Here is a 26,373-nt window from a genome sequence, read left to right as displayed (position 1 = left end):
TTACTTTTGCGCGACTTTCAGGTCTTGGAGCAGATTATTCAACACCAGAAAGTTCCCCACCGCATCACAGTCCGGCACCGCCAGCGTCAGGTTCCGGGTGGTGACCGCGCCCTGATCGCGCAGTTCCAGCGCCTGTGCTTCGATCTCAAGCCCGCAATTGGCCTCGCTCACCTCCGCTTCGACACTCAGCGCGACAGCGCCGTCCTCTGTGGCTGTGGAGACCGGGAAACTATAGACTTCGGCCATCAGCGGTTCAGCGACATCGGTATTGCCGTTGCGGGTCAGAAACCCGCCTTGGCCACTGGCTGCGGCGGCCCTGTCGCGCGGCGCGCCGGACCAGACATGGCCATCATCACCATAATCGGCACCGAACTCCCGCGCGTGGATTTCAAAGCCCGCAGCGCCTTTCCATTGCAGCACGACACGGTCGTAATCCGCCAGATCCGGCACGCTGGTCTGGGCCACGGCGCCATCGCCATTGCCGAAGGCAAGGATGAACACCGCCTCTTCTGCCAAGGCGGGGACGGTCACCTGCAACTGGCCCTCAGCGTCGGTGGTCTCGGTAAAGATCATACCATTGTGATGCACGGTCAAACGCTCATTCGGCAGGCAGGCGGCATCGAGCGACAGCTCGACCATCGCGGCCTCTGTCGGGCGCGCGTCTGCCACGATATCGCAGGCGGCGGTAACCGCGGCGCTATGGGTTTCCGGGAGGGGTGGCAGGCTTTGTGGCGCAGAGGCTTTGAACAGCTGGGCGTCGGTCTCTGGCAGGGCGATGGTGTTCTCAAACTCGCCCGAGGTCAACGTGATGCTCTCGACTTCCAGCAGCGCGCCATGATCCGCAATGGGCCGCCCTTCGGCACCGCCGTAGCGCTGTTCCGCAGCCTCGGAGTTCTGCATGACAAAGCCGATGCCCGCCGCACAGATCATCGTTCCGGCAGCGGTCAGGATTTCTTTGGTGCGTTTCATTGCAGGTCTCCTTCAACGGAATCGTCGGAGACCTTCATGGTGCAGGATCAGGGCCGCGTTATGGCCCTGACAGGCCAAGTTAGGGGCGAAAAGGTGGCGGCGCTCAGGTGATCTGACCGTGGCAATGTTTGAACTTCTTGCCAGAGCCACAGGGGCAGGGATCGTTGCGGCCCGGATTGCCCCAAGTCGTGGGTTCGTTCTCGTCAAAACCCGCAACCGCAGCCTCGGCCTTTTCAGCAGAGGCGTCGGCTGCTTCCGTCGCCGCGGCCTGCATTGCCGCTTGCCGCGCCGCCATTTCGCGCATCATTTCCTGCCGCTGCTCTTCGCTCATCGGCTGGATCTGGCCCAGCTTCTGCGTCACTTCCTGACGCAGACTGTCGAGCATTGTCTCGAACAGTTGGAAGGCTTCGTTCTTATACTCATTCAGCGGGTCGCGCTGCGCGTAGCTGCGGAAACCCACGACCGAGCGCAGATGCTCCAGCGTCAGCAGGTGGTCGCGCCATTTGGTGTCGATGGCCTGCAACAACAGCTGCTTTTCGATGTTGCGCATGTTCTCTTCGCCGAACTTCTCGGTCTTTTCGGCCATCATCTTATCGGTGGCCTCCATCAGACGTTCGCGGATCACCTCGTCATCCACACCGTCTTCTTCGCACCATGCGATGATCGGCACATCGACGTTGAGCTGTTCGATCACCGCGGCATAGAAGCCTTGGGTGTCCCACTGATCGGCATAGGTCTTGGGCGGCATATAGGTGTCGATCAGGTCGTCGATCACCTGTTCGCGCATATCCGTGACGATCTCGTTAAGGTCTTGCGCTTCCATGATGTCGCGGCGTTGGCCAAAGATCACCTTGCGCTGCTCGTTCATCACATCGTCGAATTTCAAGAGCTGCTTGCGAATGTCAAAGTTGCGGCCTTCGACCTTGGCCTGCGCGCGTTCCAGCGACTTGTTGACCCAAGGGTGCACAATCGCTTCGCCTTCTTTCAGGCCCAGCGTCGTCAGCACTTTTTCCAGCCGTTCAGAGCCGAAAATACGCATCAGGTCGTCTTCCAGCGAGAGGAAGAAGGAGGTCCGGCCCGGGTCACCCTGACGGCCCGAACGGCCGCGCAGTTGGTTGTCGATCCGGCGGCTTTCGTGACGTTCCGAGGCCAGAACGTAAAGACCCCCGGCCTCCAGCACCTTCTGTTTCTCTTCGGCGTGCTGCGCCTCGATTTGCGCGCGAATATTGGCAGGATCAGCGTCGGGGTCGGCGTCCAGCGCGTCGAGCACCTTCATCTCGACGTTGCCGCCGAGCTGAATGTCGGTCCCGCGTCCGGCCATATTGGTGGCGATGGTCACCGCGCCGAGCTTGCCGGCCTCGGCGATGATCTGCGCTTCCTGCTCGTGCTGGCGGGCGTTCAAAACGTTGTGCTCGATGCCCGCAGCGGTCAGCATGGTGCTGAGCTGTTCGGATTTCTCGATCGAGGTGGTGCCGACAAGGCAGGGCTGGCCCTTTGCATGGGCTTCCTTCACCTTTTCGATCATCGCGTCGTATTTCTCGCGCGCGGTGCGGTAGACGGCGTCGTCTTCGTCCACCCGGGCGATTGGCACATTGGTCGGCACTTCGACCACGCCCAGACCGTAGATCGTGGCAAATTCTTCGGCTTCGGTCAGCGCCGTGCCGGTCATACCCGCGAGCTTGTCATAGAGCCGGAAGTAGTTCTGGAAAGTGACGCTGGCGAGGGTCACGTTCTCGGGCTGGATATCAACCCCTTCCTTGGCCTCAATCGCCTGATGCAGACCGTCCGACAGGCGGCGGCCCGGCATCATGCGGCCGGTAAATTCGTCAATCAATGTCACCGCGCCATCGCGTACGATGTAATCCTTGTCGCGCTGGAACAGCTTATGTGCACGCAGACCTTGGTTCACATGGTGCACGATGGTCGTGCTTTCGGGATCGTAAAGGGTCATCCCCTCTTCGATCAGATCCCGGGCGCGCAGCTGCTCTTCGAGGAATTCATTGCCCTCATCGGTGAAGGTGACGTTGCGGGTTTTCTCGTCGAGCTCATAGTGTTCTTCGGTGAGCGAGGGGATCAGCGCGTCGATGATCTGATACATCTCGGAACGGTCCTGCGAGGGGCCGGAGATGATCAGCGGCGTCCGCGCCTCGTCGATCAGGATACTGTCGACCTCGTCCACGATGGCAAAGTTATGCCCGCGTTGCAGCATTTCCGACAGGCTCGACTTCATATTGTCGCGCAGGTAGTCGAAGCCCAGCTCGTTGTTGGTGGCATAGGTGATGTCGCTGGCATAGGCCGCGCGTTTCCGGTCTTCGGGCATGCCGGAATAGGCCACGCCGGTGGTCAGCCCAAGCGCGGCAAAGACCTTGCCCATCCATTCGGCATCGCGTTTGGCGAGGTATTCGTTGACGGTGACGATATGCACGCCCTTATGCGTCAACCCGTTCAGGTAAGCGGCGAAAGTCGCGGTCAGGGTCTTGCCCTCACCGGTTTTCTGCTCGGCAATATTGCCCTGATGCAGGAAAATCCCGCCCAGAAGCTGGGTGTCAAAGGCGCGCAGGCCCAGCGTGCGGCGGGCGGCTTCGCGGCAGTTGGCAAAAGCTTCGGGCAGCAGATCGTCAAGGCTCTCGCCCGCCTCGGCCCGTTTGGCCAATTCCGCGGTGCGCGCCTTGATTTCCTCGTCGCTCAGCTTTTCAAACTCAGGCTCCAGCGCGTTGATCCGAGCCACAAGCGGCCGGGTCGCCTTGATCTTCCGGTCGTTTGGCGTGCCAAAGACCTTTTTGGCGATTGTTCCGATACCCAGCATGTAATCTCCCGCCGAAGTTATGATGTCTTGCGCCGACCCGCTTGCCGAGCGCCATGGCAGCCCATAGATAGTGGATGAGCCCGCGCCTCTCAGCGCCATAAGGCGATGTAAGGGGCGTGCCATACACTGTCAATGTAGCAGCCTTGCTACGAAGGAAGCGATTGGACCCAACCATGCAAAAACCCCTCACTTTTCTGTCGTCTTTGGCGCTTGCCGCCGCTGTGGCGCTGCCTGTCGCCGCGCAAGACGAACCGGGTGTCGACACGGTTGTTGCCACTGTCAACGACACTGAAATCACGCTTGGCCATATGATCGTCGCCCGTGCGACCCTGCCCCAGCAATACCAGCAGCTGCCCGATGAGGTGCTGTTCAAGGGCATTTTGGATCAATTGGTGCAGCAAACCGCATTGGCCGACAGCTTTTCCGGCGAACTGCCGCCGCGCGTGACCCTTTCCATCGAAAATGAGACCCGTTCTTTGACCGCAGGCGAGGCGGTTGAGGGCATTATGGCGCAGGAGGTCAGCGACGAAGACCTGAAAGCCGCCTATGATGCGCAATATGCAGATGCCGAGCCGAGCAAGGAATTCAACGCCGCGCATATCCTTGTAGAGACCGAAGAAGAGGCCAAGGCGATCAAGGAAGAGCTGGATGGCGGCGCTGATTTCGCGGAAGTCGCCCGCGAGAAATCCACCGGCCCCTCTGGCCCCAGCGGCGGCGCGCTTGGTTGGTTTGGCCCCGGCATGATGGTGCCTGAATTCGAAGAAGCTGTCGCAGGCATGGAAGCCGATGACATCTCTGACCCGATCGAAACCCAGTTCGGCTGGCATGTCATCAAGCTGAACGAGACGCGCACCTCAGAAGCGCCCGCCCTGGACGAAGTGCGTGAAGAGCTGGAAACCCAGATCCGCCAGACCAACGTGCAGAAAGCGATCGAGAGCCTGACCGATGAGGCCGATGTCGACCGCAGCGCCGCCGAGGGGATCGACCCCAGCGTGCTGAAAAACACCGATTGGCTGAACTGACCCATGGGTAAAGCACTGGCTGTCTCGCCGCTCGCCCCGGCCCGTTTTCCCGATCTGCCGGTCATCGACGGCGTGACATTTGCCACCATCGCCGCGGGGGTCCGCTATCAGGGCCGCAGCGACGTGATGTTGGCGAAACTGGTGCCGGGCAGTGCCGTGGCGGGCGCGTTCACGCGCTCCGCCACCCGCGCCGCCCCGGTGCTGGACTGCCAGGCAAAAATCGGCGGCGCCTCGGATGAAGGCGCCGCCATTGTGGTGAACTCCGGCAATGCCAACGCCTTTACCGGCCGCGGCGGCACCGATGCGGTCGAGGCGATCACCGCGGCGGCGGCAGAAGTCTGCGGCGTGCCACAGGCGCGGGTCTTCACCTCCTCCACCGGTGTCATTGGCGAGCCCCTGCCCCATGAGCGCATCACTGCCGTGCTGGGCGATCTGCATGACAGCCTGTCCCCCGCGGGCATCGAAGAGGCCGCGCGGGCCATCATGACGACCGACACTTTCCCCAAAGGCGCCTCTGCCACGGTCGAGGTTGAGGTTGAGGGCAAGACCGTTTCTATCGCGGGCATTGCCAAGGGCTCGGGCATGATCGCCCCTGATATGGCCACGATGCTGGTCTATATCTTCACCGACGCGCAGATTGAGCAGGACAAGCTGCAACAGCGGCTGTCGGTCCATACAGAAAGCACTTTCAACTGCATCACGGTCGATAGCGACACTTCGACCTCAGACGCTTTGATCATGGCCGCCACCGGCGCTTCGGGTGTCGATGTCTCTGATAACGACGCCTTCGATGCCGCCTTGCACGATGTGATGCGCGACCTTGCGCATCAGGTGGTGCGCGACGGTGAGGGGGCCAGCAAATTCGTCGAAGTCACCATCACCGGCGCGAGCCATGATGAAGACGCAAAGGCCCATGCCTTTGCCATCGCCAACTCCCCCCTGATCAAAACGGCCATCGCGGGTGAGGACCCGAACTGGGGGCGCGTGGTCATGGCGATCGGAAAATCCGGCGCCGCCGCCGACCGCGACCGCCTGTCGATCCGCTTTGGCGATGTCGAAGTCGCCCGCGATGGCTGGCGCAGCCCCGACTATTCAGAAGAGGCCGCCGCCGCGCATATGAAGGGCGAGAATATCGTCATCGGCGTTGATCTGGGCTTGGGCGACGGCCGTTGCACCGTCTGGACCTGCGATCTGACCCACGGCTATATCGACATCAACGCTGACTACCGGTCCTGAGCTTTGAAAACACTACTTGTTTCCGCTGTCGCGCTGATCGACATTGATGGGCGGGTGCTGCTTGCGCAGCGCCCCGAGGGCAAGCCGATGGCGGGGCTCTGGGAGTTTCCGGGCGGCAAGGTTGAGCCCGGCGAAACCCCCGAAGCCGCTCTGATCCGCGAATTGCACGAAGAGCTGGGGATCGAGACATGGCAATCCTGCCTCGCCCCGCTGACCTTTGCCAGCCACAGCTATGCACATTTCCACCTGCTGATGCCGCTCTTTGCCTGCCGCAAATGGGGGGGAACGCCCATGTCGCGCGAAGGCCAGACCCTGAAATGGGTGCGCCCTAACCAGATGCGGGATTATCCGATGCCCGCCGCCGACGTGCCGCTGATCCCGATATTGCGCGATTGGCTGTAACTTTCGGCGTTGCGCAAATGCACAGACACGCTGAATTGATCAGCATGTCGCTACATTTTTTACCATAACCACATCATTTTGATGCAGGCTTAACGAAACTGCTGAAAGGGTGACGCCATGCTACGGACTATAACCATCGGAAGTTGTATCTACGTTCAGGGAATCTTTGTTCAAACCCTCGCCAGCGGGCTGATCGCTGTGCGGGTCGATGGCAAAATCTTCAAAGGACGCCCGGTCTAACCGGGCCGGGCGATTATTTGCTGCGACAGTGCAGGTTGCGTGAACAAATAACAGCAGCGCCGCGTTTCCCCCTGACCAAGGGCAGGGGATATTATGTCAGTGAAACGCGCTATCGTGATCCTGAACCGGAGTTCCGGCAAACAGAACGGCAATCAGGCCGAAGCCGACATCCGCGACGCTTTCGCCCGGCATGAGATCCCGGCAGAATTTATCTATATCGACAAAAAGACCAGCCCCCAGGCCGCGACCGAACAGGCGCTGGCGCAGCCCCATGACATCATTGCGGTCGCCGGGGGGGACGGGACGATCTCGGGCGTGGCCTCTGTCATGGTCGGGCAGGATCGCGTCTTGGGGGTGATCCCGCAGGGGACATTCAATTATTTCGCCCGGTCGATGGAGATCCCCGATGATCTCGACCGCGCCGTCGATGTGATTGCCGCCGGTCAACAGCGCCCGGTGCATGTGGCGACGATCAACGACCAGACCTTTCTGAACAACGCCAGTATCGGCGCCTATCCCGCCATTCTGAAAACCCGAGAAGGCATCTACCGCCGCTGGGGACGCAGCCGCGTTGCCGCCTATTGGTCTGTCCTCAAGGCGCTGGTGACCTTCCGCACCACCCTGCGGCTGAACATCGCCGTTGATGGGGTTGAGCAGCAGATAGACACGCCGCTGGTGTTTGCCGTCAACAATGCCTTTCAACTCGACCAGATGGGGCTGGACGGGCAAGACTGTATCGCCCGGGGGGATATCGTTCTGCTGGTCGCGCCAAACACCTACCGCTGGGGGCTGCTGTGGCATGCTGTGGCCTTGGCCATCGGGGTGGCACGGCCGCATACGGATTACGAAATGCTCTGCGGCAAGGAGATCATCATCGGGAGCAATCGCAAGAAACGCTCCGTGGCGCGGGATGGCGAGATTTCGGTGATGCGCGGCCCTTACCGCCTGCGCCGCGCGACCGACCCCATGCATATCTTTGTCCCCCAAGATGCCAAAGCAGGTGTGAGATGAGCCGTTTGATTCACCTGTCTGACCTGCATTTCGGCAAGGATCGCCCCGATCTGATCGTGCCGCTGCTCGACGCGGTGAACGGATATGCGCCGGATCTGGTCATCATCTCCGGCGATCTGACCCAACGGGCGCGGGAAAAGGAATATCGGGCGGCACGGGCCTTTATTGACCGCGTCAATGCGCCGGTGCTGAGCGTGCCCGGCAACCATGATATCCCGTTTCACCGGCCCTTTACCCGTTTCCTCGCGCCCTGGCGCTATTACCGCGCTTGGATCGCCCGCGATCTGACGCCGGTCCATCAGGGCGGCGACTATATCGCCGTGGGGATCAACACGGTGGACCGCTTTAAATGGCAGACCGGGCGTCTGGGTGGCCGTCGCCTGCGCCGGGCCTGCGCGGCGCTGTCGGGGGGCGCGAAAGATGCCTTGCGCATTGCGGTCTGTCACCACCCGCTCGACCATCCCAATACGACGAAGAAAAAGCCGATCCCCGGGGCAAAGCGCGCTTTGCGGCGGTTGCTCAACTGCGGCGCCGATTTGATCCTGTCGGGGCATCTGCACATCTGGCACGCCGGCACCTTTGCGCATTTGGCGGCTGAACAGGATGGGCATCATGCCATCCAGCTTCACGCTGGGACCAGCCTGTCCTCGCGCCAACGCGGCGAGCCCAATGATTTCAACCTGATCGATGTCTCACCGGTGCAGCTTGATGTGGCGCGGATCACCTATGACGATAGGCGGGGGGCCTTTGTAAAAGCAGAGGCCCGGCAATTTAACCGGGCCTCTGGGGAATTCATCGTCTAACGCCGAAGTTTAGGCAAGTGTGCGGGTCACTTCTTCGCGCTCAAAGATTTCGATCACATCGTCGGGGCGGATGTCATCGTAATTCTCGAATGCCATGCCGCATTCCTGACCGGACTGCACTTCGGCCACTTCGTCCTTGAAGCGCTTCAGGGTCTTCAGCGTGCCTTCGTGGATCACCACGTTGTCGCGCAGCAGACGCACACCGGCGGAGCGGCGTGCCACCCCTTCGGTGACCAGACAGCCCGCAACCTTGCCGACGCCGGTGACCTTAAAGACTTCCTTGATCGTCGCGTAGCCAATGAAGTTCTCTTTGATCTCATTGCTCAGCAGACCGGAGGCCGCGGCTTTCACATCGTCAACCAGGTCATAGATGACCGAGTAGTAGCGGATTTCCACGCTCTTCTGGTTGGCCGTGTTCCGCGCCGAGGCATTGGCACGCACGTTAAAGCCCATGATCGGCGCGCCGGAGGCTTCGGCAAGCCCGACATCGGTCTCGGTGATCGCGCCCACACCGGAGTGCAGAACCCGAACACGAACCTCGTCGTTGCCGATTTTCTCCATCGCCTGAACGATGGCTTCGGCAGAGCCCTGCACGTCGGCCTTGACCAAGATCGGCAGCTCGCTGACGTCTTCGTTCGCCTTGGCATTGGCCATCAGCTGTTCCAGCGTGGTGGCGGCACCGGCGGCGGCACGTTTGTCCTTGGCGGCATTGGCGCGGTATTCGGCGATCTCGCGGGCCTGCGCTTCGGTTTCGGTCACGTTCAAGACGTCACCGGCCTCTGGCGTGCCGTTGATGCCGAGCACCTCAACCGGCACCGATGGCCCGGCTTCCTTGACGCGTTCACCCTGGTCGTTGATCAGCGCACGGACCTTACCGTATTGCTCACCCACAACGAAGATATCGCCCTGACGCAGGGTGCCGTTCTGAACCAGCACGGTCGCCACGGGGCCACGGCCCACGTCAAGCTGCGCTTCGATCACCGCACCGACAGCGGCCCGGTCCGGGTTCGCTTTCAGTTCAAGGATCTCGGACTGCAGGGCAATCGCTTCGAGCAGATCATCGAGGCCCTGGCCGGTGGTGGCCGAGACTTCGACATCCTGCACATCGCCAGACATCTTTTCGACGATGACTTCGTGCTGCAACAGATCGGTGCGCACTTTGTCGGGGTTGGCGGCAGGTTTGTCGATCTTGTTGATCGCCACGATCATCGGCACTTTGGCCGCTTTCGCATGGGCAATCGCCTCGATCGTCTGCGGCATCACGGCATCGTCCGCCGCAACCACAAGAACCACGATATCCGTCACCTGAGCCCCGCGCGAACGCATCGAGGTAAAGGCCGCGTGGCCTGGCGTGTCGAGGAAGGACAACACGGTGCCATTGTCGGTTTTGACCTGATAGGCGCCGATGTGCTGGGTGATGCCACCGGCTTCGCCGGCAACCACTTTCGCATTCCGGATCGCGTCAAGCAGTGAGGTCTTACCGTGGTCAACATGGCCCATGATCGTGATGACCGGCGGACGCGGTTTCAGGTCTTCGGGCTTATCCTCGACCTCTTTGATCACGTCTTCAACGTCAGCATCGGAGACCCGGACAACCTTATGGCCGAATTCTTCGATGATCAGCTCGGCGGTATCGGCGTCGATCACTTCATTCTGGGTCACCATCATGCCGTTTTGCATCAGCGACTTCACCACCGCGCCGATCTTCTCGGCCATGCGGACCGCAAGTTCAGAGACCACAATCGCGGGCGGCAGCTGCACTTCGCGCACGATCTTTTCACGCTCGACCTGACCGCCCATCGCCTTTTGGCGGGCGCGCTCCTGCTTGCGCTTCATCTGCGCCATGGAGCGCTGACGGCCACCTTCGCCACCGGCGAGCGCTTGGTTCACCGTGAGCTTGCCAGACCGGCGGCTGTCGCCCCCTTTGCTGCGCTTCTTGGTGTCCTCGCGGTCCCGCTCGGTCTTGCGCGGGGTTGCGGCAGGGGCAGGTTTGCTGGGCTGCTCACGCGCCGGGGTCGGCTCCGCCACCGGGGCGGCGGCCGCTTCCTCCGCTTCGCGCTTGCGGCGGGCGTCTTCCTCGGCCTTGGCCTTGAGGCTCTCTTCCCGCTCGCGCTCTTCGCGCTCCTTGGCTTCGATCTCGGCCCGGCGGCGCTCACGCTCTTCGGCGCGGGCCTTTTCCTCGGCTTCACGCTGCGCGGCTTCCTCGGCCTCACGGGCCTTGGCGGCCTGCACAGCCTTCAGACGACGCTCCATCTCGGCGTCAGTAATGCCTGCGGGGCGCTTTTTGGGATCGCCAATCGGCCCGGCGCCCGGCCCGGTTGGTTTCTGGCCACCCGGTTTGGGCACCACAACACGTTTGCGCTTGGTTTCGACCACAACGTTCTTGGTCCGCCCGTGGCTAAAGCTTTGCTTTACATTCCCCGGACGTGCGCCGCCGCGCAGACCCAATGTTTTCTTGCCATCACTATCGCTCATGAAGCTCGTCTATCCTTTCGGATGGCCGCTGCCACCCTCGTTTACGCGCACGCCTTTAAGTCGTCCGGCTTCCTCTACAACACGTTGCGTGAGTCCGCCAGAGGCGAGCGCCCCATGTATCACAGTTTGGCGACCGAATGCCAAACCCAATTCATCGGCTGTCAGCCAACCGATGTAATGGCCATAGTGTGGGGTGCTCAGCTTGGATTTCCCGCGCCCTGACCCATCTACGGCCTGTATCAATACTTCGGCCTCTTCGGTTTGCAACCAACCCTTGACCTTTTCGTAACCGGCAACCGCCTTGCCTGCCTTGCGCTGGAGCGAGATCAGCTCCACCACCCGGCGCGCCAACTGCTGTTCGACTTCGTCGACCAGCCCCTCTGGCAGCGTGACCGGCTGTTTCGCCGACCGGGAGAAGGCCTTTTTCTTCACCGCCAGTTCCAGCGCAGCGCGGTCTGCCGCGACATAGATGCCCCGGCCCGGCAGTTTACCCAGAATATCCGGGTAAACGTGATTGTCCGGGCCGACCACAAAGCGGATCAACCCGTGTTTCGGCTGCACCTCGCCCGTGGCAATGCACTTGCGTTCTGGACCAGTCTGCTGGTCATTCGAAGCGCCACCGCGTCCCATGTGCACCCCCGAGGCCCGGCTTAGGCCTCGGCCTCCTCGGCGGTCTCGCCGTCTGTTTCCACGTCGTCTTCGTCCGCATCGGCTTCCAGCTCGGTCGGATCGACCCAGCCCAGCATGACGCGGGCGGTCATGATCATTTCCTGCGCGTCCTCAAGGCTGACGTCGAAAGGCTCAAGCGCGCCATCGTCTTTCACACGCTCGCCATTTACGGTTGTCCAGCCGCCGGCCAGTTCCCAATCGGCGCAGGTGGCAAAGTCTTCCAGCGTTTTCACGTCGTCCTTGGCCAGCGCCTCTATCATTTGGGGGGTCAGTCCCTCAAATTCAACCAGGCTATCTTCAACACCGAGCGCGCGGGCATTGTCGAGCGCGGCTTTGTTCTGCGCTTCGAGCACATCGCGGGCCCGGGCCTGCAATTCGCCAGCGGTGTCTTCGTCGACACCGTCGATGACCAGCAGTTCGTCGACTTCGACATAGGCCACTTCTTCGAGGTTGGTGAAACCTTCGGAAACCAGCAGTTGGGCAAAGAATTCGTCGAGATCGAGGTTGTCCATGAACAGCTTGGTGCGCAGTTCAAACTCGGCCTGACGGCGCTGGCTTTCCTGCTCTTCGGTCATGATGTCAATATCGAGACCGGTCAGCTGCGACGCCAGGCGCACGTTCTGACCGCGGCGGCCAATGGCCAAGGACAGTTGCTCTTCGGGCACGACCACTTCGATCTTGCCGGCTTCCTCGTCCAGAACCACTTTCGACACTTCCGCAGGCTGAAGCGCGTTCACGAGGAAGGTGGGCTGGTCTTCGTTCCACGGAATAATGTCGATCTTCTCGCCCTGAAGCTCGTTCACAACGGCTTGCACGCGGCTGCCGCGCATACCAACGCAGGCGCCGACGGGGTCGATGGAGCCGTCATGCGAGATCACGGCGATCTTGGCGCGCGAACCGGGGTCACGGGCGACCGCTTTGATATCGATGATACCGTCGTAGATTTCCGGCACTTCCATCTTGAACAGCTCGGCCATGAACTCAGGCGCGGTGCGGCTGAGGAAAATCTGCGGCCCGCGCTGCTCGCGGCGCACGTCCTTGATGTAAACGCGGATACGGTCGTTCGGGCGATAGCTCTCGCGGCCGATCTTCTCGTTGCGGCGCAGGATCGCTTCGCCCGCGCCCACATCGACGATGACATTGCCGTATTCTTCGCGCTTGACCAGACCGTTGATGATCGTGCCGGCGCGGTCCTTGAATTCTTCGTACTGACGATCACGCTCAGCTTCGCGGACCTTTTGCAAGATCACCTGTTTGGCCGATTGCGCCGCGATCCGGCCCATCTCGACCGGGGGGACTTCCTCGACATATTGGTCGCCCACCTTGGGGTCCGCCATATATTGCTTGGCCTGTTCCACGGTGAACTCGGCCTGATAGTTCTCAAGCTCGTCATCCTCGACCACGGTGCGGACGCGGGTGAAGGTCGCCTTGCCGGTTTTGCGGTCGATGTCGACCCGGATGTCCATCTCGGCGCCGTAGCGGGACTTGGCGGCGCGGGCGAGGGACTCTTCCATCGCTTCGACGACCAGACCGGGGTCGATCATCTTTTCGCGCGCCACCGCTTCGGCGGTTTGCAACAGCTCAAGCTGGTTTGCAGATGTAATGGCCATTAGGTGTCTCCCTCAGCAGACTCTTCAGTCTCGATATCATCAAAATCGGTTTCGTCGATCGCGCCAGACGCTTTGCGCTGGCGCAGCATTTCCTTGATCAACTCGTCGGTCAGCACCAGTTTGGCATCGCTGAGCCAATCAAACTGCAAGCCGATGGTGCCTTCTTCGACATTGATCAGCACTTCGCCACCTTCGACGCCTGCCAGCTCGCCTTTGAAGCGGCGGCGGCCGTCGATCAGTTCGGTGGTTTCGATCTTGGCCTCATAGCCCTCGAATGCGTCGAAATCCTTAAGCCGCGTCAGCGGCCGGTCGATGCCGGGGCTCGACACTTCGAGCGAATACTCGTCCAGGATCGGGTCTTCGACATCCAAGACCGCGCCGATGGCCTGCGAAATCTTGGCGCATTCATCCACTTCGATCCCGCCATCGGGCCGGTCGGCCATGACCTGGAGGGTCGTGGATTTGCCCGACATCAGGCGGACGCGCACCAGTTCGAAGCCCATATCCTCGATCACCGGGCTGATGATCTCGGCCAGGCGGCGGTCGATGGCGGCTTTGGCAATCAGGTCATTCGACATGAGACTTCCAATTTAATCTGGCAGTTTCGTTCAGGCATAAAAAAACGGGCGCGCGGCCCGTGTTCAAGATCGGTGGAACCTTCGGTTTGGACCCGAAAGCGCCGCTGTTGAGAGGGGATATAGGCCGAATGGGGTGAAACTGCAACCCCTCTCAGCCGAACCACCAGCGCTCGGGCGCGCGCAGGTTGTCCATCGGCGCCTGGCGACCGGGGTTTGGCGGCTGGCGCAGGGCGTTCGACAGCACGGTGATCCCGCCCTGCGCATCGCTGTGCAGGACCACATCCGCGCGTTCCCGAAACCGCGGGCGGGCGGGCAAATCCGCTGCGTCGACAAGCTGTTCCATCAGCGCCTGTGCCCGCACCTCTCGGGCCGGGATGGAGACCAGTTCGACCATGTCGAACCAGCCCGCCGTGCCGTCCTTATAATGGGTCTCCACCCGCTCGGCCAAGACCTGACGACCGGCGGAAAAGCGCCGCAGACGGTAAAGCCCGGTGCCGATCCCCTCTTCCGGGGCATGGGCCGGGCGGATCACGAAACGCGGTTCGGACAGCAGCAGCGGCAGACCGGGATTCGCCTGGGCCAGCGTGATCTGGACGTGCAATGCGCCATGGGCCGCAACTTCGGCCTCGGGCAGCAGACTTTGCAGGCTCGCCACCACATCGCGGGCGGTCAGCGGGCTGCCGTCGTGGAACCGCACCTCGGGCCGCAGATCAAACCGCCAGAGCCGGGCGCCCTCGCTGGCTTGCCAATTGGTCGCCAACTCGCCCTTCAGGATCCCGTTGCCCGCCACTTCGGTCAGCGTATCGAACACCACCCCCTGCCGCGCGACCTGCATGAACAGCCCGTCGCCCCGGGTCCAGCTGTCCTCTCGCGTCGCCCCCGAGAGCGCCAGCCGCAGCCGCCCGCCCCGGCGCGGCGGCTCCGCAGCACGCGCCCCCGTCGCGGCAAGCAAAGCCGCCGCGGCACCGGTGGTGAACAGCGCCCGGCGATCCAGAAGTGAACTGCGCCCGCTCATCCCTGCCCGATCCGATCCATCGTCCGCACCAATTCGACACTGATCCCCGGCTCCGACAGCGCATGGCCCGCATTGCGGATCATCCGCAGATCGGCTTTCGGCCAGCGTTGGGCCAGCGCATAGGCCCCCGCAGGCGGGCAGATCATGTCATAGCGCCCCTGCACGATGACGCCGGGGATATGGGCGATGCGCCCCATATGTTCGAGGATCTGACCGTCGAACTCCAGAAAGCCATTGTTGGTGAAATAATGGTTCTCCAACCGCGAAAACGCCCGCGCATAGGATGACGGGCCGCCATGCGACACGCCGTCGGAATGCACCGAGGCCAGCGCGTTTTCCCATGCAGCCCAGGCGCGCCCGTATTCCTGCTCAACCGCCAGATCGCCGGAAAACAGCCGGCGATGATAGGCGGCGATCAGGTCGTCGCGCTCACTTTCGGGGATCAGGTTCACGAACCGCGCCCAAAGCTCGGGCCAGAACCGCCCGGCCCCGCCGCCATAGAACCAATCCAGCTCGGCCTTGGTCATCAGAAAGACACCGCGCAGGATCAGATGGCGCACCGCCTCGGGATGCGCCTGGGCGTAGATCAGCGCCAGCGTGGCACCCCATGAGCCGCCAAAGACCATCCATTGACCAATGCCCAGCGTGCTGCGAATCAGCTCGATATCGGCAACCAGATGCCATGTGGTGTTGTCGGTGACCATCGCATGGGGCTTGGACCGCCCGCAGCCGCGCTGGTCAAACAGCACCACGCGGTATTTCTTTGGGTCGAAATAGCGCCGCATGGCCGGGCTACAGCCGCCGCCGGGGCCGCCATGGAGCACGACAACGGGGATACCATCCGGGTTGCCACATTGCTCGACATAGACCTGATGCCCCTGCCCGACAGAAAGCATCCGCTGGTCAAAAGGCTGAACCGGCGGATAAAGATGCGATGCACCGCGTTTTTGGTCGGGATACTTGTCCATTACCGCCCTATATAGTCACTGAACCCAAAAAAGCACAGGGAGATCGGAATGCAAGCGGATCAATCAACCATCGACCCCGCCGAGATCGCAAAATTCGAAGCGATGGCCGCCGAATGGTGGGATCTGAACGGCAAGTTCAAGCCGCTGCACATGCTGAACCCCTGCCGGTTGGACTATATCACCAGCCAGATCGCGGGGGAGTTCGACCGCGACCTGAAGACCGAAGCACCCTTTAAGGGGCTGCGCATTCTCGATATCGGCTGTGGTGGCGGGCTGCTGTCCGAGCCGATGGCGCGGCTGGGGGCCGATGTGGTGGGGGCCGATGCGGCGGCGGGTAACATTCCCGTGGCGCAAATCCATGCCCAGCAATCGGGGTTGCAGATCGACTACCGCCACACCACCGCCGAGGATCTGGCCGAGGCTGGAGAGACATTCGATGTGGTGCTGAACATGGAGGTGGTCGAACATGTCGCCTCCCCCATCGACTATCTGACCGCCTGTCGCCGCCTGCTGAAACCCGGCGGGCTGCACATCTGCTCGACGCTGAACCGCAATCCCAAATCCTTTATGATGGCCATCGTCGGGGCGGAACATGTGATGCGCTGGCTGCCCAAGGGCACCCATGACTGGAATAAGTTCATCACCCCGGATGAGCTTTATGACCTGCTGAACCGCGCCGGGCTGGAGCCGGTGGACCGCAAGGGCTTTGTCTTTAACCCCATCGCATGGTCTTGGCGCCTGTCGGATCGGGATCTGAGCGTGAACTACGTGACCGCCAGCATCAATCCTGGCTCAACTGACGTCTGAGCGCGCGCAGGATCGGCAGTGTGGCACGGACCTGCTCTTCGCCAAGCTCGCCCACCACGTTGGAGATCATCGGCGTGATCGCATTCACCGCCGCATCCCGCGCCTGCCGTCCGGCGGGGCTGATCGCGACCATCTTGCGCCGCGCATCGTCCCAATCGGGGCGGATGTGGATGTAACCGGCCCATTCCAGCTTGCTCAGCGTATTGGTCATCGCGCCCCGGGTCACGTTGAAGGTCTCGGCCAGCTGCGCGGGGGAGCGTTCGCCGCCGTGCCACGACAGGGAGTTCAGTACCGAGAAATGCGAAATCTCCATCCCGCGCGGCAGCACCCGCGTCAGCCGGCTGCGCACCGATTGATCGGCGGCCAGCAATTCACCGAACAGCATGATCGCAAGTGTGTTTTTATCGTCGGTCATCTTCGGTCCGGTCAGGGCGCGGCAAAGGGGCGGCGGTTGGCAAGGCTGGGCACTTTGGCGCGGGCCTTGGCGCATTCTTCCATGTCCATGTCACAAAAGTAAACGCCGGGGGCCGTGCCAGCATCCAGCACCACCTCGCCCCATGGGGCCACCACCAACGCATGGCCATAGGTGTCGCGGGTCTTATGTTCGGCGCTGGCATGGGTGCCGGTCTGCGCCGGGGCCAGCACATAGCAGCCATTTTCAATCGCCCGCGCCCGCAGCAGACTGTGCCAATGCGCCGCCCCCGTCACGGGAGAGAAGGCGGCAGGCACCGTCAGGATCTGCGCGCCCGCTTCGGCAAGCGCTTGATAAAGCGCGGGAAAGCGCATGTCATAGCAGACCGTCATGCCAATCTTGGCAAAGGGCGTTTCGGCCAGCACCGCCTTGTCGCCGGGGCGATAACCTGCGGATTCGCGGTAGGTCTCGGTCGCGCTGATGTCCACGTCGAACATGTGGATTTTGTCGTAACGCGCCACGATCTCGCCCTGCGGTGAAATCAGGAAGGACCGGTTCGCAAAACGCCCGTCGTCCTCCCGCGTCTTGAGCGCGAGCGAGCCGATCAGCAGCCAGATGCCCGCCATCGCCGCCTCTTCGCGCAGGGCGGCAAGCGTGGCGTCATCTTCCTCATGGGCCAGCACCGCTTGCTGGTGGGACCGGCTGGTGCTGACGCAATTCGTCACCTCCGGCGTCAGGACAAATTCCGCCCCGCCCGCCACCGCCTCGCGCAGCAGGGCGCGCGTCTCGATCAGATTGGCGGCAGGATCGTCCGAAGCATTAAGCTGCAGCAGCGCGATCTTCATCTGTCTTGCAAAAGCGCGTCGAGCTTGCCGGCACGGTCCAGCGCGTAAAGCTCATCACAGCCGCCCACATGCACGTCACCGATGAAAATCTGCGGCACGGTCCGGGCACCGCCCGCGCGCTGGATCATTTCTTTCTTGCGCTCCGGCTCGGACAGAACATCGACCTCATCAAAGGCCGCGCCCTTTTGGGTCAGCAGACGTTTGGCGGAATGACAGAAACCGCAAAGCGGGGAGGTATAGATTTCGACAGCTTGCATAGGATCACCTTTTGAACAGTTAACGTTGCACAGTGATCTAGGTCTCTTTGGCCACGCGCGCCAGTGTTAGCACGTAAACCGGCCCCGATCCCGCGTCCAGACAGACCTGCGCGCTGGCCGATAATGTGGCGCCGGATGTCAGCACGTCATCGACCAAAACCACCGGCCGCCCGATCAAACGATGCCGCCGGCGCGGGTGAACGCGGATCGCATGCTGCAGGGCGGCAAACCGCTCGGCCCGCCCCAGACCGTCAAGCGCGGGGGTGCGGCGCATCCGCTGCAAGAGATCGGCGCACCAGGGCTGGCCGGTCTGCGCGGCCAGGGCTTTCGCCAGCAAGGCCGATTGGTTGTAGCGCCGTTTGAGCAGACGCAGCCAATGCAACGGCACCGGGGCGATCAGAGCATCCGGCGGCAGAATGTCCCGCGCGGCTTGCGCCAGCCAAAGCGCGGCGGGGCGCGCGATCTCCTGCCGGTCGCCATGTTTCAGCGCCAGAACCAGCTTGCGTCCCGTATCGCGATAAAGCAGCGCTGCCCGCCCCTGCTGCCAGGGGCGCGGGGTGGCGAGGCAGGCATCACAATGGGGGGCGAGATGATCCCCATGGCCGGGCAAGGGCACGCCGCAGGCATCGCAAACGGTGCCGCCGATAAAGGCCGTATCGCGCCAGCAGGCGCCACAGAGGCCAAAATCAGCGTCGACGAGCCCGCCGCAGGCAAGACAGCGGGCCGGATAGATAACCGATACCGCTGTTTGAAGTCCCGGCGGCAGCATTCTATTGTTCCTCTATGACAGCACAGCCCCCCCTGACCGATCCCACGGCCCTCGCCCAGCATCGCGCCCGCGCGACGGAGCGGGGCATGTTCCTGCAAGAAACCGCGCTTGACGAGGTCAAGGATCGGCTGGAAGTCGTTAACAAATCGTTCACGGCGCCGGCGATCGTGACCGGCTTTCCACAGGTTTGGGCCGGGCTGCTGAGCCCCGCCAAACTGGTGGCGGATGGCGAAACGCTGGATTTTACCCCGCAGGCCCATGATCTGGTCGTCCACGCGATGGGGCTGCATTGGGCGAATGACCCGATTGGCCAGTTGATCCAATGCCGCCGCGCCCTGCGCCCCGACGGGCTGTTACAGGCGGTGGCCTTTGGCGGGCAGACCTTGCATGAGCTGCGCGCCTGTCTGGGGCAGGCCGAAGCCGAGATCACCGGGGGCATGTCGCCCCGGATCGCCCCGATGGCCGAATTGCGCGATCTTGGCGGGCTGTTGCAACGCGCGGGGCTTGCTCTGCCGGTGGCTGACAGCCTGCCGCTCAGGGTGGAATATGCGGATGCATGGGCGCTGATGCGCGACCTGCGCGCCATGGGCGAGACCAACGCGCTTGAAGGCCGCCTGCGACGCCCTACCGCCCGCAGCGTGCTCAACCGCGCCGCAGAGCTCTACAGCGCCCATTTCACCGCCCCCTCGGGCCGGATCACGGCAACCTTTGATCTGATCTTCCTCACCGGCTGGGCACCGGACGACAGCCAACCCAAGCCGCTGCGCCCCGGCTCGGCCCAACAACGGCTGGCAGATGCGTTGAATAGTCGCGAAGAGCCCCTGCCCGATTGACCCGGAGGGCAGAGCCGCTATTTCAGCGCGAACCCCATGTGCAAGGAACACCCGATGCAGGCCAATCAGAATGACCTCGTTCAGCCCGACAACGCCCCTGCGGATCACCCCGCCGTGCCGCGCCCCAAAGTGGGGGTCCTGCTGGCCAACCTCGGCACGCCGGACAGCTACGACTATTGGTCGATGCGGCGCTATTTGAACGAGTTCCTCTCGGACCGTCGGGTGATCGATTACAGCCCGTGGAAATGGCAGCCCCTGCTGCAATTGGTGATCCTGACCAAACGGCCCTTTACCAGCGGAGCGGCCTATAAATCGATCTGGAACGAAGCCGAAAACGAAAGCCCGCTGGCAACCATCACCAAGGCCCAGACCGCCAAGATCAAGGCGGCGATGCAGGCGCGCTATGGGGCGGATGTGATGGTCGATTACGCCATGCGCTACGGCAACCCTTCGACCAAATCCAAGGTCGAAGCCATGGTCGCGGCGGGCTGTCAGAAAATCTTGTTCTTCCCGCTCTATCCGCAATACGCAGGGGCGACGACCGCCACCGCGAATGACGCCTTCTTTGCCGCGCTGGCGAAAGAGAAATGGCAACCGGCGGCGCGCACGGTGCCGGCCTATTTCGACCGGCCGGACTATATCGAAGCGCTGGCCCAATCGATTGAGCGCGCCTATGCCGCCAAGGACAAAAAGCCCGATCTGCTGATCTGCTCCTACCACGGGTTGCCGCAGCGCTATCTGATGGAGGGTGACCCCTATCATTGCCAATGCCAGAAAACGACGCGGCTGCTGAAGGAACGGCTGGGCTGGCAGGACAGCGAGATCATGACGACCTTTCAGTCGCAGTTCGGATCCGAGGAATGGTTGCAGCCCTATACCGTGGAAGAGGTCGCGCGGCAGGCCAAGGCGGGCAAGAAAAACATCGCGGTCTGCGCGCCTGCCTTCTCGGCCGATTGCATTGAGACGCTGGAAGAGATCAACGAAGAGATCAAGGAAAGCTTTGAAGAGGCCGGCGGTGAGGTGTTTACCTATATTCCCTGCCTGAACGATGATGACGCGCATATCGACACGCTATCGGCCATCATCACTGAGAACCTCGCGGGCTGGCTCGACTGAGCCGGTCTTGGGCTGCTGCGGCGGCCCGTCCTAAACCGACCCCCAGAACGCAAAAAAGGCGGTGCAAGCACCGCCTTTTCCGTTTGATCGTCGGATCCGATTAGTCGGAAGCAACAGCTGCGGCAACCAGCGCCAGCAGGATCAGGGGAACCAGGATGCCCGAGGACGACCCTGTGGTTTCTTCCACGATGACCGGTGCCTCAACGATCGGCTCGGCCAGCGAACCAGCGAAAGCAGTCGAAGCAGCAGCGGACAGAGCAGCGGCGAGAACGAGTTTCTTCATAACATAACCTCCAGAATAGGCGTGCAGTATCATATACATACACGCACCCAAGACTTACCTCGTGAAACTGTTCTAAACAGGGTCGGCGAAAGTTTGCAAACCCGGAATTAGCTGTTGCCTAAAGGAATCAGGGGCATGTCGTCATATTAGCAACACTTGGGTACCCACCTTCGACAAGGCAAAAAGTTCCGCGATATGTTCATTGTAGAGCCCGATGCAACCATTGGAAGACTTGCGGCCAATTTTCCGTGTATCGTGGGTGCCGTGGATCCGGTAATAGGTCCAGCTGAGGTAGAGCGCATGGGTGCCCAGCGGGTTGTCCGGACCGGGGCCGACATAGGGCGGCCAGTCGGGATTGCGCTTGAGCATCGAGGGTGTCGGACGCCAGCTTGGGCCTTCGACCTTCTTGATCACCCGGGTCCGGCCGCGGCGGGTCAGGTCTTCGGTCAGCGGGACGGAAGAGGGGTAGAGCTTATAGACGCTTTGATCCTCGGACCAATAATGCACCGCCCGACTGTCGATATCCACAAGGATCGCGCCATTGCGGGTATTGCTGAAATAGGGGCGCCAATCCAACATCCGAAAGCTTGAGAGATTGCGCTTGGCCCGGCCGGCCACATCCCCCTCAACCTGGGTCGTCGCGGCAGAGTTCAGCGACGTCGTATCCTGCGCCAAAGCCGGGGTCGCAAGCATGGCCGCAGTGCCAGCAAGAAAGCCACGGCGGCTCTTTAACGAAAATCGATGAGCGGACATGGGTTCTCCAGATTTATGATTATGCTAACTTTCTCTATATGGCTCGAATGTCGCAGTTTCAAATCAAACCGGCCTGCGCTGGCAGAGTCACGCCGATGTGCGTTTGAACTGCAACGCCCGCCGATGTAAGTCAGAAAAAATTTTAAACAGCGTGGAGCGCTCTCATGATCCGTATCCTGTCCATCCTATTGGCGCTCACGGTGGCGCTATCCGCCTGTACGCCGGTCTCGGCCCCCGGCGCGAAATCCGGCGATATCTACCGTCTCAGCCGCTCGGATGCGGGCAAGATCCAGTTTCGGATGTTGGATTCAGTCAATGCGCTGCGCAGCGCGGCAGGGGTGACACCGCTTCAGCTCGATTCCAAACTCAACGCCGCCGCCGCGACACATGCGCGGGACATGTCGGTGCAGAACCGCCCCTGGCACTTTGGCTCGGATGGCTCCTCGCCGATCGACCGGATCCAGCGTGTCGGCTATACCGGCGGTCTGGTGGGCGAGGTGATCTCTGAAACCTATGAGACCGAGCTTGAAACACTGGCCGCCTGGATGGAGCAGCCCGACACGCGCCGCATCCTGATGGCCCCCGATGCCCGTCAGATGGGCTTTTCCTGGCATCAGGAAAACGGCGGCAAAATCTGGTGGACGCTGGTGGTCGGCAACTAAGCACGCGTCACGATTTCTGACCGGCCCTTCGCAGGGCCGGTGCCAGGTGCGACCCTATGGGGTGATCAGGATCGGCGTCCCGTCACGGACCATCGCATAGATGTCTTCGATCTCGTCATTGTCGCAGGCGATACAGCCCCAGGTCCAATCGCCCTTGTCCTTTTTGCGTGGATGTTTCTGCCCGTGGATGAAAATATCGCCGCCCGGGCTTTTGCCAAGCGCGCGGGCATATTCGACATCCTGCGCATTGGGGTAATCGATCCCGACCGACAGATGGAACTTGCTGTTCGGGTTGCGCCGGTCGATGCGATACAGCCCTTCGGGCGTGCGCCCATCGCCTTCGATCCTTTTGTGACCGACGGGGGCAAAGCCCAGCTTGATGCGGTAATTCTCCAGCACTTGGTTGTGATGCAAGAGCATCATCCGGCGCTGGCCTTTGTTCACCACCACATAGGTCACTTCCGGCCCGCTGTAGCGCTTGAACTTGCTGCTGCTACAGGCCCCGAGCGCCACCAATGCGGTGGCCCCAAGTATCATATTCCTGCGTTTCATCTCTGTGCCCTCTGCCCAGCCTTTGCGGCCCTTTTTACAGGCGGTAGCACAACTGGGCGTTCATTTCATCCAAAAAGAGGGGATGCGCGGCTTTCTCTCTCAGCTTTCCGGCCCGGTCAGACAGGCGACCAATTCCACATGCGAGGACCAGCGGAATTGATCGACCACCTGCACCCAATCGAGCCGATAGCCACTGGCCACAAGGTTTTGCACATCGCGGGCAAAGCTGACCGGGTTGCAAGAAACATAGGCCAGACGCGGCACCTGCGCGCGGATGATCTCGGCCACCTGCGCCTCGGCCCCGGCGCGGGGCGGGTCGAGCACGACGGCATCGACCTTGGCCAATTCATCCGGCAACAGCGGGCGGCGGAACAGATCGCGGGTCTCGGTCGTGACCGGCCGCGCGCCTTTGGCCTGCCGCCAGCCCGCTTCCAGCGCCGCCATCATCTCGGCGTCGCCCTCAACCGCATGAACCCGCGCCTTTTGCGCCAGAGGCAGCGCAAAAGTGCCACAGCCCGCGAACAGATCGACAATCATCTCGGCCGCGCCCACCGCCTCTGCCACCCCGGCGCGCAGGGATTCCTCGCCATGGCGCGTGGCCTGAAGAAAGGCGCCCGGCGGCGGTGTCACCGGCACCGTGCCAAAGCGCTGCGCCGGCGGCGCGCGCATGGCGATCACCTCGCCGTCCCATGTCAGCCGCGCCAGCGCCAGCCGCTCACAGGCCTGCGCCAATTGCTGCCGCAGCGGCCCGTCGAGCGGTTTGCCATTGGCGACAGAGACATCGAGCCCCTCTTCGGAAAGTGTCACGGTCACCGCCAATTCGGCCTTGCGGCTGGTGCCGATCATGGCCAGTTCTTCGGCCACTTTCAGGCCGGGCAGCAAGGCGGGATCGACCAATTGACAGCCCGGCACTTCGATCAGCACGTCAGAGGCGCGCCCATGGAACCCGGCCATCGCCCCCTTCTTGGTGCGCCGCGCGGCAAAGGTGGCCCGTCTGCGCGACTGCGCGGGCGAGGTCTGGATCGGGCGGAACGGCGCCTCGATCCCATGCGCGGCCAAAGCCTTGCGGACGACATCGACTTTCCACTCCGCCACGAAGCCATCCGCCGCATGCTGCAACTGGCAGCCGCCGCAGGATTTGAAATGCCGACAGGGCGGCGCAACGCGCTGATCTGACGGGGTGATGATACGGATGTCGCGCAGCTGCTGGCCGTCGACCTCTCCGCTCACGGTCTCGCCGGGGAGGGTCATCGGTGCAAACAGCGGCCCTTCGGCAATGCCGTCGCCATGGTGGCCCAAACGCAGGATTTCATGTTCTGTCATAGCCTGCCCATAGCGCGGCGAGGGCCACAGCGAAAGCCTATTCCGCCGCCCTCACATCCTGAAACCCGCCCGACTGCCGATGCCAATAGCGCGCATAGAGCCCGTTCTGCTCCAGCAGGTCGGCATGGCTGCCGACCTCCGCAATGCGGCCTGCATCCAGGACCATAATGCGGTCCATCTCGGTCAGGGTCGACAAGCGGTGCGCGATGGCGAGTACCGTCTTGCCCTCCATCACACGGTCCAGGGTCTGCTGGATCGCCGCTTCCACCTCGCTGTCCAGCGCGCTTGTCGCCTCATCCAGCACCAGAATGGGCGCGTCTTTCAGAATGGCACGGGCCAGGGCGATGCGCTGGCGTTGTCCGCCCGACAGTTTCACCCCCCGCTCGCCCAAATGCGCGTCATAGCCACGGCGACCCTTGTGATCCTCAAGGTCTTGGATGAACTCATGGGCCTCGGCCCGTTCGGCGGCGGCGATGACCTCGGCCTCCGTGGCATCGGGGCGGCCATACAGGATATTGTCCCGCGCCGAGCGGTTGAACATGGCCGTTTCCTGGGTGACCATGCCGATATTGCGCCGCAGGCTCTCTTGGGTGACCTTCGACGTGTCCATACCGTCAATGACGATCCGGCCCTGTTCCGGTTCATAGAGCCGCAGCAAAAGCGCCACCAGCGTCGATTTCCCGGCCCCCGACGCGCCAACGATCCCCAGTTTCTCCCCCGGCTTGATGGTGAGCGATATCTGATCGATCCCCCCGGTCTGGCGGCCATAGGCAAAGCCGAGATTGCACAGTTCGATCTGCCCCGCATCGACAACCAGTTCCTGCGCCTCTGGCCCATCTTCCAGCCGCACGCGCGGCGTCAGGGTCCGCATGCCGTCCTCGACTTCACCCACATTGGAATAGATCGCCATCAGCGTGAAGGACACCCAGCCGGTCATCTGCGCAATTCGGATCGCAATGGCGCCGGCGGCGACGATATCCCCCTCGCTCGCCATGCCGCGCTGCCACAGGAGGATCGTGCCGCCCAAGAGCACCACCGGCAGCAATCCGGCAAGGCTCATCAAAGCCAGCCGGAACCCGGCGGCAAGATAGCCAAACTCAAGCGCCCGGCTGCGGAAACTCTGCATGGCGCTCAGCGCGGCGCGGTCTTCGTGATCGGCATGGGCAAAGAGCTTGACCGTCTTGATATTGGTGATCGTATCGACCACCTGCCCCGACACCATCGCCCGCGCCCCGGCGCGGCCCGCTGCCCGCTGGCGCACCCGCGGCAGGAACCATTTGATCAGCGCCAGATACATCACCAGCCAGATCGAAAACCCAAGCGCCACGCGCCAGTCGATCGCCAAGAGCAACACCACAGAGCCCACCAAAGAGGCCAGCGCGAAGGCGACCACATTGATGACCTCCGCCGCCACATCCGTCACCGCCCGCGCCGCCTGCATCTGCTTTTGCGCGATGCGCCCGGCGAAATCATCGTCAAAGAAATTGACGTTCTGCCCCAGCGTCCAGCGGTGCAGGCGCGACAGCACCAGCGGGTTGATATTGGGCTGCACCATGATCGCGTTCGACGCCGAGGACAGCGCAAAGAGCACTGGCCGCGCGATCAGGAAAAACGCCACCGCGCCCAGCACGAGGATGAGGCTACTGCCTTCGAAAAACCGCTCCGGCCCTGCGCTCACCGTGGCATCGATGACCTTCCCCAAAATCCACGCGGTGCCCGCCTCCATCGCGCCGGCGGCAGCCGAGAGGAAGGCCGCGAGCCAGAGCACCGGCCACGCCCCCGACAGGCACCAGCGCATGAAAGCGCCCAGCGTCTGCGGCGGCGGGCCCTCAGCGGGGTGGAAAGGGTTGATCCAGTTTGAAATGCGCACGTCTTGTCATCCGATCTTAGAAACCCGCCCCTAAGGGCCAAAAGGCTGGATATAGCCCGCTCCGGCGCAAAAGCGCGTTTCGGTCGG

Annotated in this window: 26 protein-coding genes; 9 read left to right on the top strand and 17 right to left on the bottom strand. The window is 62.2% G+C overall.

Annotated features, from left to right (window positions below; translation table 11 throughout):
* Together AB4M76_RS14200 and secA are read right to left on the bottom strand one after the other, a co-directional pair.
* Positions 1–969, bottom strand: coding sequence for a hypothetical protein (locus AB4M76_RS14200; RefSeq protein ID WP_368442605.1), 969 nt, complete (start codon positions 967–969; stop codon positions 1–3).
* 103 nt (positions 970–1,072) lie between these two features.
* The gene (gene secA / locus AB4M76_RS14195) at positions 1,073–3,775 is read right to left on the bottom strand and encodes a preprotein translocase subunit SecA (RefSeq protein WP_368442604.1); all 2,703 of its coding nucleotides are present in this window, start codon (positions 3,773–3,775) and stop codon (positions 1,073–1,075) included.
* 173 nt (positions 3,776–3,948) lie between these two features.
* Between secA and AB4M76_RS14190 the strand changes: the two genes are divergently transcribed.
* From AB4M76_RS14190 to AB4M76_RS14170, 5 genes are all read left to right on the top strand, one after another.
* Positions 3,949–4,797: a peptidylprolyl isomerase gene (locus tag AB4M76_RS14190; RefSeq protein WP_368442603.1), complete on the top strand. Its 849-nt coding sequence runs from the start codon at positions 3,949–3,951 to the stop codon at positions 4,795–4,797.
* A gap of 3 nt (positions 4,798–4,800) precedes the next feature.
* Positions 4,801–6,033 carry a bifunctional glutamate N-acetyltransferase/amino-acid acetyltransferase ArgJ gene (argJ, locus tag AB4M76_RS14185; protein ID WP_368442602.1) on the top strand — a complete coding sequence of 411 codons (1,233 nt, stop codon included), beginning with the start codon at positions 4,801–4,803 and terminating at the stop codon, positions 6,031–6,033.
* A 3-nt stretch (positions 6,034–6,036) separates the two neighbouring features.
* A complete protein-coding gene (locus AB4M76_RS14180) occupies positions 6,037–6,435 on the top strand; it encodes a (deoxy)nucleoside triphosphate pyrophosphohydrolase (RefSeq protein WP_368442601.1) in 399 nt (132 codons plus the stop codon).
* Positions 6,436–6,768: 333 nt separating this feature from the next.
* The gene (locus tag AB4M76_RS14175; protein ID WP_368442600.1) at positions 6,769–7,686 is read left to right on the top strand and encodes a diacylglycerol kinase family protein; all 918 of its coding nucleotides are present in this window, start codon (positions 6,769–6,771) and stop codon (positions 7,684–7,686) included.
* Positions 7,683–8,489, top strand: coding sequence for a metallophosphoesterase (locus AB4M76_RS14170; protein ID WP_368442599.1), 807 nt, complete (start codon positions 7,683–7,685; stop codon positions 8,487–8,489). Before AB4M76_RS14175 ends, AB4M76_RS14170 begins: the two co-directional genes overlap by 4 nt.
* Before the next feature lie 9 nt (positions 8,490–8,498).
* Here AB4M76_RS14170 and infB read toward each other — a convergent pair whose 3' ends face one another.
* The 6 genes from infB to pip all read right to left on the bottom strand — a co-directional run bounded on the left by infB (position 8,499) and on the right by pip (position 15,804).
* A complete protein-coding gene (gene infB, locus AB4M76_RS14165) occupies positions 8,499–10,964 on the bottom strand; it encodes a translation initiation factor IF-2 (protein ID WP_368442598.1) in 2,466 nt (821 codons plus the stop codon).
* Between the two features lie 9 nt (positions 10,965–10,973).
* A complete protein-coding gene (locus tag AB4M76_RS14160) occupies positions 10,974–11,594 on the bottom strand; it encodes an RNA-binding protein (RefSeq protein WP_368442597.1) in 621 nt (206 codons plus the stop codon).
* 20 nt (positions 11,595–11,614) lie between these two features.
* The gene (gene nusA, locus AB4M76_RS14155) at positions 11,615–13,243 is read right to left on the bottom strand and encodes a transcription termination factor NusA (RefSeq protein WP_368442595.1); all 1,629 of its coding nucleotides are present in this window, start codon (positions 13,241–13,243) and stop codon (positions 11,615–11,617) included.
* A complete protein-coding gene (gene rimP, locus AB4M76_RS14150; protein ID WP_368442594.1) occupies positions 13,243–13,821 on the bottom strand; it encodes a ribosome maturation factor RimP in 579 nt (192 codons plus the stop codon). Before rimP ends, nusA begins: the two co-directional genes overlap by 1 nt.
* A 151-nt stretch (positions 13,822–13,972) precedes the next feature.
* Positions 13,973–14,836, bottom strand: a complete 864-nt coding sequence (locus tag AB4M76_RS14145) for an ABC transporter substrate-binding protein (protein ID WP_368442593.1) — start codon at positions 14,834–14,836, stop codon at positions 13,973–13,975.
* On the bottom strand, positions 14,833–15,804 hold the full coding sequence (gene pip / locus AB4M76_RS14140; protein WP_368442592.1) for a prolyl aminopeptidase: 972 nt from the start codon (positions 15,802–15,804) through the stop codon (positions 14,833–14,835). The genes AB4M76_RS14145 and pip overlap by 4 nt, the downstream gene beginning before the upstream one ends.
* Before the next feature lie 48 nt (positions 15,805–15,852).
* Here pip and ubiG point away from each other — a divergent pair, with 48 nt between their 5' ends.
* Entirely contained in the window at positions 15,853–16,611 is a 759-nt protein-coding gene (ubiG, locus tag AB4M76_RS14135; protein ID WP_368442591.1) for a bifunctional 2-polyprenyl-6-hydroxyphenol methylase/3-demethylubiquinol 3-O-methyltransferase UbiG, read from the top strand.
* Here ubiG and AB4M76_RS14130 read toward each other — a convergent pair.
* From AB4M76_RS14130 to AB4M76_RS14115, 4 genes are read right to left on the bottom strand one after another with little or no spacing between them, the layout of a single operon-like run.
* Positions 16,586–17,026, bottom strand: a complete 441-nt coding sequence (locus tag AB4M76_RS14130; RefSeq protein WP_368442590.1) for a MarR family winged helix-turn-helix transcriptional regulator — start codon at positions 17,024–17,026, stop codon at positions 16,586–16,588. The two genes, ubiG and AB4M76_RS14130, sit on opposite strands and share 26 nt — an antisense overlap.
* Positions 17,027–17,037: 11 nt before the next feature.
* On the bottom strand, positions 17,038–17,868 hold the full coding sequence (locus tag AB4M76_RS14125; RefSeq protein ID WP_368442589.1) for a carbon-nitrogen hydrolase family protein: 831 nt from the start codon (positions 17,866–17,868) through the stop codon (positions 17,038–17,040).
* Positions 17,865–18,125 carry a glutaredoxin 3 gene (gene grxC, locus AB4M76_RS14120; protein ID WP_368442588.1) on the bottom strand — a complete coding sequence of 87 codons (261 nt, stop codon included), beginning with the start codon at positions 18,123–18,125 and terminating at the stop codon, positions 17,865–17,867. The genes AB4M76_RS14125 and grxC overlap by 4 nt, the downstream gene beginning before the upstream one ends.
* A gap of 37 nt (positions 18,126–18,162) precedes the next feature.
* Positions 18,163–18,894, bottom strand: a complete 732-nt coding sequence (locus tag AB4M76_RS14115) for a ComF family protein (protein WP_368442587.1) — start codon at positions 18,892–18,894, stop codon at positions 18,163–18,165.
* 14 nt (positions 18,895–18,908) lie between these two features.
* Here AB4M76_RS14115 and AB4M76_RS14110 point away from each other — a divergent pair, with 14 nt between their 5' ends.
* Positions 18,909–19,727, top strand: a complete 819-nt coding sequence (locus tag AB4M76_RS14110; RefSeq protein ID WP_368442586.1) for a methyltransferase domain-containing protein — start codon at positions 18,909–18,911, stop codon at positions 19,725–19,727.
* Positions 19,728–19,781: 54 nt separating this feature from the next.
* Entirely contained in the window at positions 19,782–20,843 is a 1,062-nt protein-coding gene (gene hemH, locus AB4M76_RS14105; protein ID WP_368442585.1) for a ferrochelatase, read from the top strand.
* Positions 20,844–20,943: 100 nt separating this feature from the next.
* Here hemH and AB4M76_RS14100 read toward each other — a convergent pair whose 3' ends face one another.
* Both AB4M76_RS14100 and AB4M76_RS14095 read right to left on the bottom strand, forming a co-directional pair.
* On the bottom strand, positions 20,944–21,126 hold the full coding sequence (locus tag AB4M76_RS14100) for a hypothetical protein (RefSeq protein ID WP_067261136.1): 183 nt from the start codon (positions 21,124–21,126) through the stop codon (positions 20,944–20,946).
* A gap of 141 nt (positions 21,127–21,267) precedes the next feature.
* On the bottom strand, positions 21,268–21,879 hold the full coding sequence (locus tag AB4M76_RS14095; protein WP_368442584.1) for a L,D-transpeptidase: 612 nt from the start codon (positions 21,877–21,879) through the stop codon (positions 21,268–21,270).
* Between the two features lie 164 nt (positions 21,880–22,043).
* Between AB4M76_RS14095 and AB4M76_RS14090 the strand changes: the two genes are divergently transcribed.
* Entirely contained in the window at positions 22,044–22,541 is a 498-nt protein-coding gene (locus tag AB4M76_RS14090) for a CAP domain-containing protein (protein ID WP_368442583.1), read from the top strand.
* Between the two features lie 54 nt (positions 22,542–22,595).
* Here AB4M76_RS14090 and AB4M76_RS14085 read toward each other — a convergent pair whose 3' ends face one another.
* From AB4M76_RS14085 to AB4M76_RS14075, 3 genes are all read right to left on the bottom strand, one after another.
* Entirely contained in the window at positions 22,596–23,093 is a 498-nt protein-coding gene (locus AB4M76_RS14085) for a murein L,D-transpeptidase family protein (protein ID WP_368442582.1), read from the bottom strand.
* Between the two features lie 99 nt (positions 23,094–23,192).
* Positions 23,193–24,416, bottom strand: a complete 1,224-nt coding sequence (locus tag AB4M76_RS14080) for a class I SAM-dependent RNA methyltransferase (RefSeq protein WP_368442580.1) — start codon at positions 24,414–24,416, stop codon at positions 23,193–23,195.
* 37 nt (positions 24,417–24,453) lie between these two features.
* Complete coding sequence (locus AB4M76_RS14075; RefSeq protein WP_368442579.1) at positions 24,454–26,286, bottom strand: ABC transporter ATP-binding protein; 1,833 nt, start codon at positions 26,284–26,286, stop codon at positions 24,454–24,456.
* Between the last annotated feature and the right edge of the window lie 87 nt (positions 26,287–26,373).

It is taken from the genome of Sulfitobacter sp. PS-8MA, assembly GCF_040933935.1.
Taxonomy (GTDB): Bacteria; Pseudomonadota; Alphaproteobacteria; order Rhodobacterales; family Rhodobacteraceae; genus Sulfitobacter.
The sequence above is the reverse complement of the archived record's forward strand: the minus strand, read 5'-3'. Positions and strand labels throughout refer to the sequence as shown.

Excerpts from the sequence above, each read along its gene's own strand:
- pip (WP_368442592.1), bottom strand. The coding sequence starts at position 15,804 with ATGGACAAGTATCCCGACCAAAAACGCGGTGCATCGCATCTTTATCCG.
- rimP (WP_368442594.1), bottom strand. The coding sequence starts at position 13,821 with ATGTCGAATGACCTGATTGCCAAAGCCGCCATCGACCGCCGCCTGGCC.
- AB4M76_RS14110 (WP_368442586.1), top strand. The coding sequence starts at position 18,909 with ATGACAGCACAGCCCCCCCTGACCGATCCCACGGCCCTCGCCCAGCAT.
- AB4M76_RS14125 (WP_368442589.1), bottom strand. The coding sequence starts at position 17,868 with ATGAAGATCGCGCTGCTGCAGCTTAATGCTTCGGACGATCCTGCCGCC.
- AB4M76_RS14175 (WP_368442600.1), top strand. The coding sequence starts at position 6,769 with ATGTCAGTGAAACGCGCTATCGTGATCCTGAACCGGAGTTCCGGCAAA.
- AB4M76_RS14200 (WP_368442605.1), bottom strand. The coding sequence starts at position 969 with ATGAAACGCACCAAAGAAATCCTGACCGCTGCCGGAACGATGATCTGT.
- AB4M76_RS14130 (WP_368442590.1), bottom strand. The coding sequence starts at position 17,026 with ATGACCGACGATAAAAACACACTTGCGATCATGCTGTTCGGTGAATTG.
- AB4M76_RS14080 (WP_368442580.1), bottom strand. The coding sequence starts at position 24,416 with ATGACAGAACATGAAATCCTGCGTTTGGGCCACCATGGCGACGGCATT.
- AB4M76_RS14090 (WP_368442583.1), top strand. The coding sequence starts at position 22,044 with ATGATCCGTATCCTGTCCATCCTATTGGCGCTCACGGTGGCGCTATCC.
- AB4M76_RS14190 (WP_368442603.1), top strand. The coding sequence starts at position 3,949 with ATGCAAAAACCCCTCACTTTTCTGTCGTCTTTGGCGCTTGCCGCCGCT.
- secA (WP_368442604.1), bottom strand. The coding sequence starts at position 3,775 with ATGCTGGGTATCGGAACAATCGCCAAAAAGGTCTTTGGCACGCCAAAC.
- AB4M76_RS14095 (WP_368442584.1), bottom strand. The coding sequence starts at position 21,879 with ATGTCCGCTCATCGATTTTCGTTAAAGAGCCGCCGTGGCTTTCTTGCT.
- ubiG (WP_368442591.1), top strand. The coding sequence starts at position 15,853 with ATGCAAGCGGATCAATCAACCATCGACCCCGCCGAGATCGCAAAATTC.
- hemH (WP_368442585.1), top strand. The coding sequence starts at position 19,782 with ATGCAGGCCAATCAGAATGACCTCGTTCAGCCCGACAACGCCCCTGCG.
- AB4M76_RS14145 (WP_368442593.1), bottom strand. The coding sequence starts at position 14,836 with ATGAGCGGGCGCAGTTCACTTCTGGATCGCCGGGCGCTGTTCACCACC.
- argJ (WP_368442602.1), top strand. The coding sequence starts at position 4,801 with ATGGGTAAAGCACTGGCTGTCTCGCCGCTCGCCCCGGCCCGTTTTCCC.
- infB (WP_368442598.1), bottom strand. The coding sequence starts at position 10,964 with ATGAGCGATAGTGATGGCAAGAAAACATTGGGTCTGCGCGGCGGCGCA.
- AB4M76_RS14170 (WP_368442599.1), top strand. The coding sequence starts at position 7,683 with ATGAGCCGTTTGATTCACCTGTCTGACCTGCATTTCGGCAAGGATCGC.
- AB4M76_RS14160 (WP_368442597.1), bottom strand. The coding sequence starts at position 11,594 with ATGGGACGCGGTGGCGCTTCGAATGACCAGCAGACTGGTCCAGAACGC.
- AB4M76_RS14085 (WP_368442582.1), bottom strand. The coding sequence starts at position 23,093 with ATGAAACGCAGGAATATGATACTTGGGGCCACCGCATTGGTGGCGCTC.
- AB4M76_RS14115 (WP_368442587.1), bottom strand. The coding sequence starts at position 18,894 with ATGCTGCCGCCGGGACTTCAAACAGCGGTATCGGTTATCTATCCGGCC.
- grxC (WP_368442588.1), bottom strand. The coding sequence starts at position 18,125 with ATGCAAGCTGTCGAAATCTATACCTCCCCGCTTTGCGGTTTCTGTCAT.
- AB4M76_RS14100 (WP_067261136.1), bottom strand. The coding sequence starts at position 21,126 with ATGAAGAAACTCGTTCTCGCCGCTGCTCTGTCCGCTGCTGCTTCGACT.
- nusA (WP_368442595.1), bottom strand. The coding sequence starts at position 13,243 with ATGGCCATTACATCTGCAAACCAGCTTGAGCTGTTGCAAACCGCCGAA.